The organism is Azospirillum sp. Sh1 (assembly GCF_008365135.1).
Lineage (GTDB): Bacteria > Pseudomonadota > Alphaproteobacteria > Azospirillales > Azospirillaceae > Azospirillum > Azospirillum oryzae.
This window is the reverse complement of the sequence record NZ_VTTK01000047.1, coordinates 38814-46833: the sequence shown is the minus strand read 5'-3', so window position 1 is coordinate 46833 and position 8020 is coordinate 38814. Positions and strand designations below refer to the sequence as shown.

Annotated in this window: 8 protein-coding genes; 4 read left to right on the top strand and 4 right to left on the bottom strand. The window is 68.0% G+C overall.

Features of this window, described 5'->3' with window-relative positions; genetic code table 11:
* Positions 1–134: 134 nt before the first annotated feature.
* Together uraD and puuE are read right to left on the bottom strand one after the other, a co-directional pair.
* Positions 135–677: a 2-oxo-4-hydroxy-4-carboxy-5-ureidoimidazoline decarboxylase gene (gene uraD / locus FZ029_RS29530; RefSeq protein WP_149273413.1), complete on the bottom strand. Its 543-nt coding sequence runs from the start codon at positions 675–677 to the stop codon at positions 135–137.
* An 8-nt stretch (positions 678–685) separates the two neighbouring features.
* Positions 686–1603, bottom strand: a complete 918-nt coding sequence (gene puuE, locus FZ029_RS29525) for an allantoinase PuuE (RefSeq protein WP_149273411.1) — start codon at positions 1601–1603, stop codon at positions 686–688.
* Between the two features lie 309 nt (positions 1604–1912).
* Between puuE and uraH the strand changes: the two genes are divergently transcribed.
* The 4 genes from uraH (at position 1913) to FZ029_RS29505 (ending at position 6098) form a co-directional block, all read left to right on the top strand.
* A complete protein-coding gene (uraH, locus tag FZ029_RS29520) occupies positions 1913–2263 on the top strand; it encodes a hydroxyisourate hydrolase (protein WP_149273409.1) in 351 nt (116 codons plus the stop codon).
* 124 nt (positions 2264–2387) lie between these two features.
* The gene (gene gcl / locus FZ029_RS29515; RefSeq protein WP_149273407.1) at positions 2388–4157 is read left to right on the top strand and encodes a glyoxylate carboligase; all 1770 of its coding nucleotides are present in this window, start codon (positions 2388–2390) and stop codon (positions 4155–4157) included.
* A 163-nt stretch (positions 4158–4320) separates the two neighbouring features.
* Complete coding sequence (locus FZ029_RS29510; protein WP_149273405.1) at positions 4321–5241, top strand: LysR family transcriptional regulator; 921 nt, start codon at positions 4321–4323, stop codon at positions 5239–5241.
* 113 nt (positions 5242–5354) lie between these two features.
* On the top strand, positions 5355–6098 hold the full coding sequence (locus FZ029_RS29505) for an SDR family oxidoreductase (protein ID WP_149273403.1): 744 nt from the start codon (positions 5355–5357) through the stop codon (positions 6096–6098).
* On the opposite strand, the gene FZ029_RS29500 is transcribed toward FZ029_RS29505, so the two are convergent.
* Both FZ029_RS29500 and FZ029_RS29495 read right to left on the bottom strand, forming a co-directional pair.
* Entirely contained in the window at positions 5979–7067 is a 1089-nt protein-coding gene (locus FZ029_RS29500) for an AraC family transcriptional regulator (protein WP_149273401.1), read from the bottom strand. The genes FZ029_RS29505 and FZ029_RS29500 overlap by 120 nt on opposite strands.
* A 1-nt stretch (position 7068) precedes the next feature.
* A complete protein-coding gene (locus tag FZ029_RS29495; RefSeq protein ID WP_149200122.1) occupies positions 7069–7902 on the bottom strand; it encodes an IclR family transcriptional regulator in 834 nt (277 codons plus the stop codon).
* Positions 7903–8020 lie beyond the last annotated feature (118 nt).

Below are 8020 nucleotides of genomic sequence, written 5' to 3'. Positions count from 1 at the left end.
AAAAGCCCCGCGCCGCGGGGGTGGGGGGGCCCCTCTTTTTTGGGGGACCCCCCCCCCCCCCCCGGGGGGGGGGGGGGGGGGGGGGGGGGGGGGCGCGGCGGGCCTACACCAAAAATCCTACATGTGCGTCCCCCTCACCCCATCCCTCTCCCCGGGGGGGAGAGGGGGAGTTCCACCAGATCGTCCAACCGGAACCCCGCGATCCTGTAGATCTCCTCCAGCGCCCGGCCGAACTCCACATCCGGAACGTTCGCCACGCGCTCGCGCATCGCCGCCAGGATCTCCTGCTTGCTGCTGAAGCGCACCGCCATGATGAAGGGGAAGCCGAAGCGCTCGCGATAGGCGCGGTTCAACTCGCGCTGTTCCTGCGCTTCGGCTTCCGTCAACTCGTTCAGGCCGGCCTTCGCCTGTTCGGTCTGCGAAAAGGCGGTCAGGTTGGCGGCGCGGGTCGCGCGGTCGGCAAGGTCGGGGTGGGCGAGGATCAGCGCGCGCTGCCGCTCCGTCCCGGCATTCCGGACGATGTCGGTCATCGTCGCACGCAAGCTGTCCGTATCGGCGAAGGGACGCTTGTCCCAGGCGGCCTCGGCCACCCAGGGGCTGTCCTCGAACACCGCGCCCAGCGCCGCGACGAAGGCGGCGCGGTCCATCCGGTTCAGATCGTCCAGGCTGTAGGGCATGGAGGGCCTCACTTCGCGGTGTAGGGATGTTCGGCGATCCAGTGGCGGGCGATGTCGAGCCGGGTCGCCACCCACGCCTTGTCGTGACTGCGCACATAGTCGAGGAAGCGCGCCAGCGCCGCGGCGCGGCCGGGACGCCCGACCAGACGGCAATGCAGGCCGATGGACATCATCTTCGGCGCCGTCTCGCCCTCCGCATAGAGCGTGTCGAAGCTGTCCTTCAGATAGGCGAAGAACTGGTCGCCGCTGTTGAAGCCTTGGTTCGTCGCGAAACGCATGTCGTTGGCGTCGAGCGTATAGGGCACGATCAACTGCGGCCGGCCATGGCTGTCATCCCAATAGGGCAGGTCGTCGGCGTAGGAATCGGCGTTGTAGACGAAGCCGCCTTCCTCCGCGACCAGCCGCCAGGTGTTCGGGCTGCACCGACCCAGATACCAGCCGAGCGGCCGGGTGCCGATCACACGGGTATGGACCTCGATGGCGCGCATCATATGCTCGCGCTCCACCTCGGGCGGTAGATGCTGATAGTCGATCCAGCGCCAGCCGTGGGTTGCGATCTCCCAGCCGGCGGCCTTCATGGCGGCGACCACCTCCGGATTGCGCTCCAGCGCCATGGCGACGCCGTAGACGGTGACAGGCAGGTTGCGCTCGGTGAACATCCGGTGCAGCCGCCAGAAACCGGCGCGCGAACCGTATTCGTAGATCGACTCCATGTTCATGTGACGAGCACCGAGGATCGGCTGGGCGCCGACGATCTCTGACAGGAAGGCCTCCGACGCGGCGTCGCCATGGAGGACGCAATTCTCGCCGCCCTCCTCGTAATTGATGACGAACTGCACCGCCACCCGGGCGCCGCCCGGCCAATTGGCCTGCGGCGGGGTGGCGCCATAGCCGATCATGTCGCGGGGATAGGCGGTCTCGGTCATCGTCGTCTCGCTTGCTGCGGTCGAAGCGGGGACTACGCTAAGCCATTGGCGGCAGGGGGTTCAATCGGCAGTTTGGGCGGCGGATCGGGCGCGGGACTGAAGACAGTTTCCGGATTTCGGAGGGTGGGCAGGGGTAGGGGGCTGATCTATCGTCGGCTGACGATGCCCCCTCCCTAACCCTCCCCCGCTTCGCGGGAGAGGGAACTCCGCCGAATTCCCGCAAAGCTCCTGCCCCCTCTCCCGCGGAGCGGGGGAGGGATGGGGAGGGGGCACGCGAAGCAACCACCCAACTCCAAGGAGACCACCACCATGGGCCGCCTCACCACCCACGTCCTCGACATCGCCGCGGGCCGTCCGGCGCCGGGCATGCGCATCCGGCTGACGGCGCTGGATACCGGCGCCGTTCTCGGCGAGTTCACAACGAACGCCGACGGCCGGCTCGATGCCCCGGCGCTCCAGGGCGAGGATTTCAAACCCGGACGCTATGAATTGCTGTTCATGGCCGGCGAATATTTCCGCCGCATCGGCGTCATCTCCGGCGACGGCCCGGACTTCATCGACGAGGTGCCGCTGCGCTTCGGCATCAAGGACGCTGCCCAGCATTACCATGTGCCGCTGCTGGTTTCACCCTGGGCCTATTCCACCTATCGGGGCAGCTGACGCCCTCTGCCCCCTTCGCGCCGCTTTCCAGCCTGTGGAAAAGGCAACCCATTGATTTGCCGCACCCACCATCCGCGCGCTTAGCTGTCCTCAGGAATAATCGCGTTTGGTGAGGAGTCGAGCGATGGCGAGAATGACGGCGGCGGAAGCGGCGGTGCGGGTGCTGGAGCGGGAGGGCATCGACGTCTGCTTCGGCGTCCCCGGCGCCGCGATCAACCCCTTCTACGCGGCGATGCAGCGGCGCGGCACGATGCGCCATGTGCTGGCCCGCCATGTGGAGGGCGCCTCGCACATGGCCGAGGGCTACACACGGGCAAATGCCGGCAACATCGGCGTGTGCATCGGCACCTCCGGCCCGGCCGGCACCGATATGATCACCGGCCTCTATTCGGCGATCGCGGACTCGATCCCGATCCTGTGCATCACCGGACAGGCGCCGCGTGCGCGCCTGCACAAGGAGGATTTCCAGGCCATCAACGTGCCGGACATCGCCCGGCCGGTGACGAAATGGGCGCTGACCGTGCTGGAGCCGGCCCAGGTGCCCTACGTCTTCCAGCAGGCCTTCCATCTGATGCGCAGCGGCCGGCCCGGCCCGGTGCTGATCGACCTGCCGATCGACGTGCAGATGGCGGAGATCGAGTTCGACGACGAGGCCTACGAGCCGCTGCCGGTCTACAAGCCGGCGGCCACCCGCCAACAGGTCGAAAAGGCGCTGGCGATGTTCGCGGCGGCTGAGCGTCCGCTGGTGGTGGCCGGTGGCGGCATCATCAATGCCGATGCCTCCGACAAGCTGGTGGAGTTCGCCGAGCTGCTGGGCGTGCCGGTGATCCCGACGCTGATGGGCTGGGGCACCATCCCCGACGACCATCCGCTGATGGCCGGCATGGTGGGGCTGCAGACCGCCCACCGCTACGGCAACGCGACGATGCTGAAGTCCGACTTCGTGCTGGGCATCGGCAACCGCTGGGCCAACCGCCACACCGGATCGGTCGAGGTCTACACCAAGGGCCGCAAGTTCGTGCATGTCGACATCGAGCCGACCCAGATCGGCCGGGTGTTCATGCCCGATCTCGGCATCGTCTCGGACGCAGGCGCCGCGCTGGACATGTTCATCGCGGTGGCGAAGGAGTGGAAGGCTGCCGGCAAGTTCAAGGACCTCGGCGCCTGGGTCAAGGACTGCCAGGGCCGCAAGCGGTCGATGCACCGCCGCAGCGACTTCGATCAGGTGCCGATGAAGCCGCAGCGCGTCTATCAGGAGATGAACAGCGCCTTCGGCCAGGACACCACCTACGTCACCACCATCGGCCTGTCGCAGATCGCCGGCGCGCAGTTCCTGCACGTCTACAAGCCGCGCCACTGGATCAACTGCGGCCAGGCCGGCCCGCTGGGCTGGACCCTGCCGGCGGCGCTGGGCGTCCGGGTGGCCGATCCGAAGCGGCGCATCGTCGCCCTGTCCGGCGACTACGACTTCCAGTTCATGATCGAGGAGCTGGCGGTCGGCGCCCAGCACAAGCTGCCCTACATCCATGTGCTGGTGAACAACGCCTATCTCGGCCTGATCCGGCAGGCGCAGCGCGCCTTCCAGATGGACTTCCAGGTGCAGCTGTCCTTCGAGAACATCAACGCGCCGGAGATCGGCGTCTATGGCGTCGACCATGTCGCGGTGGCGGAAGGGCTGGGCTGCAAGGCGATCCGCGTCACCGAACCCGACCGCATCCAGGACGCCTTCGCCCAGGCCCAGGCCTGGATGGACGAGTATCAGGTGCCGGTCGTCGTCGAACTGGTGCTGGAACGGGTGACCAACATCGCCATGGGCACCGACATCGACAACGTCACCGAGTTCGAGGAAACCCTGGACCTGCCGGTGGAGGAGGGCGAGACCGTGCTGGTCTGACGATCCTATCCGTCTGACGAAAGCCGCTGGGACGCCGATGCGCTCCGGCGGCTTTCTTTTTTGACGGATTTGCTGCATCGCGCAAATTCCCTCGCCGGAATGCGCGTGCTAGCGTTCCTGCCGCACCTGAGAACTACCGGTCCGGCAGGGAGTCCGCGCGAGCATGGCGTTGCTTGAGAACATGCGCATCTTCGTCCGCGTTGTCGAGCTGGGCAGCCTGTCGGCTGCCGGACGGAACCTGCGCATGTCGCCGGCCATGGTGAGCCACCGCATCCAGCAATTGGAAACCCATCTCGGCGTCCGGCTGCTGAACCGCACGACGCGGCAGTTGCAGGCGACCGAGACCGGCATGGACTTCTACCAGAGCTGCCTGGAGGTGCTGGAGGCGGTGGAGCGTGCGCACAGCAGCATCGCCGCCGGGTCCGGCGTGCCGTCGGGCAGCGTGCGGGTGACGGCGCCGCTGGGCTTCGGCCGCCGCATCCTGGCGCCGTTGGTGCCGGACTTCTGCGCCGCCCACCCGCTGGTGGAGGTGCGGCTGCGGCTGTCCGACCATCTGCTCGACCTGCTGCGCGAGGCGGTGGACGTGGCCGTGCGGATGGCGGCGCTGAAGGATTCCAGCTTCGTCGTGCGCAAGATCGCGGATGTGCGGCGCGTGCTGGTGGCCGCCCCCTCCTACCTGTCGGAGCGCGGGGTCCCTTCGATGCCGGCGGACCTGTCCGGCCACAACTGCCTGCTTCTGCGCTTCCCCGGCACCCAGCAATATCAATGGAGCGTTCTGGAGAATGGCGAGCCGGTGAAGCTGCCGGTGTCGGGCCGCTTCGACGCCGATGACGGCGACGTGCTGACCGGTTGGGCGCTGGACGGCCGCGGCATCGCCATGAAGCCGCTGTGGGAGGTGGCGGAGCATCTCGCCAGCGGAGCCCTGGTCCCGGTGCTGCCGGACTTCCCGCCGGAAGCGGTGACGCTGGCGGTGCTCTATCCCCATCGCGCGCTGGTGCCGGCCAAGGTGCGGGCCTTCGCCGACCACATGGTGCCGAAGATCAAGGCGGCGCTGACGGCGATCTCGCCCGATACGATCCAGTAGGGCGGTGAGTACCGTCATTTCCTGAACGATCGCGCAGATCTTGCGAACGCCGGCGCATTCAGCGTTCGGCGCCCGGCGTCTATCGTTTCCGTCCACCACAACGGAGACGACTCATGAACACCTCGACATCCACTCCGAAGGTCGTGGCGATCACCGGTGCCAGCAGCGGCATCGGCGAGGCGACGGCCCTGCGTCTGGCCGCGTCCGGCGCGAAGCTCGTCCTCGGCGCCCGCCGGGCGGATCGGCTGGAAGCGCTGGCTCGACGCATCGCGCAGGCCGGCGGCGAAGCGGTCTTCCTGCCGACCGATGTCCGTCGGCGCAATGACCTGACCGCTCTGGTCGGGCTGGCGTGCGAGCGGTTCGGACGGCTCGATGTCCTGATCAACAACGCGGGGATCGGTCCGATCTCGCCGCTCGACGAACTGCGGGTCGAGGATTGGGAAGACATGGTCGACGTCAACATCAAGGGCGTGCTCTACGGCATCGCCGCGGCGCTGCCGGTCTTCCGCGCCCAGGGAAGCGGCCATTTCGTCACCACGGCATCGACCGCTGCACACCGCACGGTGCCGACCATGGCCGTCTATGCCGGGACGAAGGTCGCCGTCCGCACGATCTGCGAAGGGCTGCGGCAGGAGGCCGGCGAGACACTTCGGGTGACGGTCGTGTCGCCGGGCTTCGTTCGCACCGACTTTATCGACGGCATCAACAATGCGGAGGTGCGGGCGAGGCTTGCCGCATCACGCGACGCGCTTGGGATCCCGCCGGACGCCGTCGCCCGTGCCATCGCTTTCGCCATCGACCAGCCTGCCGATGTCGACATCAACGAGATCATTGTGCGCCCCACCGCGCAGGCCTGACCGCCGCGTCGAAAGAGCGGTTGCCGCATGCCGGTTGCGGTAGAGGCTCGGCGCCATCCCGAAGGTTCGCTTGAAGGCGTTGCTGAAAGCGCTTTCCGACAGGTAGCCGAGCGACAGGGCGATGGCCGACACCGGCGCCGTGCCGCAGCACAGTTCCCGTTCGGCCAGCCGCATGCGCCAGCTCAGCAGATAGGTGAGCGGCCCGACCCCGGCCGCCGCCTTGAATCGCACGGCGAACACCGTCCGCGACATGCCCACCGCCCGTGCCAGTTCCCCGAGTTGCCAGGCGCGGCCGGGGTCACCGTGCATCAGCCGCAGGGCGGGAGCGAGGCGTGCGTCGCGCAACGCGCCGGCCCAACCGGGACCGAGCGGACCGGATGCGGCGAGATGGGCGCGGATGATCTGGACGAACAGCATCTGCGCCAACTGCGCGGCCACCAGCGTGGTGCCCGGCCGCCCGCAGGCCAGTTCGGTCCCGAGCTGGTCGAGCAGCCAGCGCATGGCCGGCGCCTCCGGCGCTCCCGACCGAACATGGATCAGCGGCGGCAACACGTCGCGGAACAGGTGGCCACGGATTGGATCGAGCGTGACATGCCCGCCGACCGCCAGGAACTCCACGCCGTTGCCGACCGTCACCCGGTCACCCTTCGTCGGATCGCCGGCCGCCGCGGCAAAGGCGACGGCGCCGTCCGCCGCCGGCAGGTCAAGGTCGCTGCCGAGCCGAAAGGGCCGCTCCGCGCCCAGCATGATCACATCGCCGGTGTCGAGGTGCCGCGGCTCATCGATCCCGTCCACGGCCAGCCAGCCGTTGCCCGTCATGATGGCGATGAACTTGATCATCACCGGCGGCGGAAAGCGCAACGCCCAGTTCCCGCCAGCCTCCAGCCGGCCGGACACGGCGCAGCGGCTGCCCGCCAGCGTCAGGATGTCCGAGAGTGGATCGCCGTCCGCAAAAGGGCGGACCTCCACATCACACCCCCCGTGAGCGCACCAGCAGCACCCGCGCCTCTTCCGCCGCGCGGGTCAGGTGGGGCAGGAACTGCACCTCCATCTCCGGGCAGGTGACGCGGGCGGCCTGGGCGCTGATGTTCATCGCCGCGACCACGCCGCCGGTGGCGGTGCGGATCGGCACGGCGATGGAGCGCAACCCCAACTCCAGCTCCTGGTCCACCAGTGAGAAGCCGCGGTCGCGCACCCGCTCCAATTCGCGCTTCAGGGCGTCGGCCGCAGTGATGGTCCGCTCCGTGTAGGGCTTCAGCGGCACCCGCGCCAGATAGGCGTCCAGTTCCGATTCCGGCAGCGCCGCCAGCAGGACGCGGCCCATCGAGGTGCAATAGGCGGGCAATCGGCTGCCGACATTCAGCCCGACCGACATGATCCGTTTGGTCGCCGCGCGGGCGATATAGACCACGTCGTCCTCGTCCAGCACGGCGGCGGAGCAGGATTCCTGCACCGCCCCGCTGACCTGTTCGATCAGCGGGTCGAGGATCGTCGCCAGCGGGGCCGACGACAGGAAGGAATAGCCCAGCGCCAGGATCTTCGGCCTCAGATGGAAGGTCCGGCCGTCCGACCCGGCATAGCCCAGCTGCATCAGCGTCAACAGGCAGCGCCGCGCCGCCGCCCGCGGCAGCCCGGTGATCTTGGCGATGTCGGCGATGGTCAGGTTCGGCTCCCGCTCCGTAAAGGCGCGAATCACCGACAGCCCACGGGCCAGAGAGGTCATGAAGTTCGGGTCGGACGCTTCCTCCGCCGCGCCGGACGACGGCTCGTCCGCGGCCTTGGCCAGATGCTGAGTGTCGGCCATGCGATGGCTCCTTCCCCGAAGAGCGGTCCTAGAACGGCCAAATTAGGGCGATTACCGCGCAATATCCAGAAAAATCGAACAAAACCACCCGAAACTCCGTCTGCGGCAGAAATAGTTC

What these genes read in the sequence shown, in the direction of transcription:
- uraD (WP_149273413.1), bottom strand. Translation starts at nt 677, where the DNA reads ATGCCCTACAGCCTGGACGATCTGAACCGGATGGACCGCGCCGCCTTC.
- puuE (WP_149273411.1), bottom strand. Translation starts at nt 1,603, where the DNA reads ATGACCGAGACCGCCTATCCCCGCGACATGATCGGCTATGGCGCCACC.
- FZ029_RS29505 (WP_149273403.1), top strand. Translation starts at nt 5,355, where the DNA reads ATGAACACCTCGACATCCACTCCGAAGGTCGTGGCGATCACCGGTGCC.
- uraH (WP_149273409.1), top strand. Translation starts at nt 1,913, where the DNA reads ATGGGCCGCCTCACCACCCACGTCCTCGACATCGCCGCGGGCCGTCCG.
- FZ029_RS29495 (WP_149200122.1), bottom strand. Translation starts at nt 7,902, where the DNA reads ATGGCCGACACTCAGCATCTGGCCAAGGCCGCGGACGAGCCGTCGTCC.
- FZ029_RS29510 (WP_149273405.1), top strand. Translation starts at nt 4,321, where the DNA reads ATGGCGTTGCTTGAGAACATGCGCATCTTCGTCCGCGTTGTCGAGCTG.
- gcl (WP_149273407.1), top strand. Translation starts at nt 2,388, where the DNA reads ATGGCGAGAATGACGGCGGCGGAAGCGGCGGTGCGGGTGCTGGAGCGG.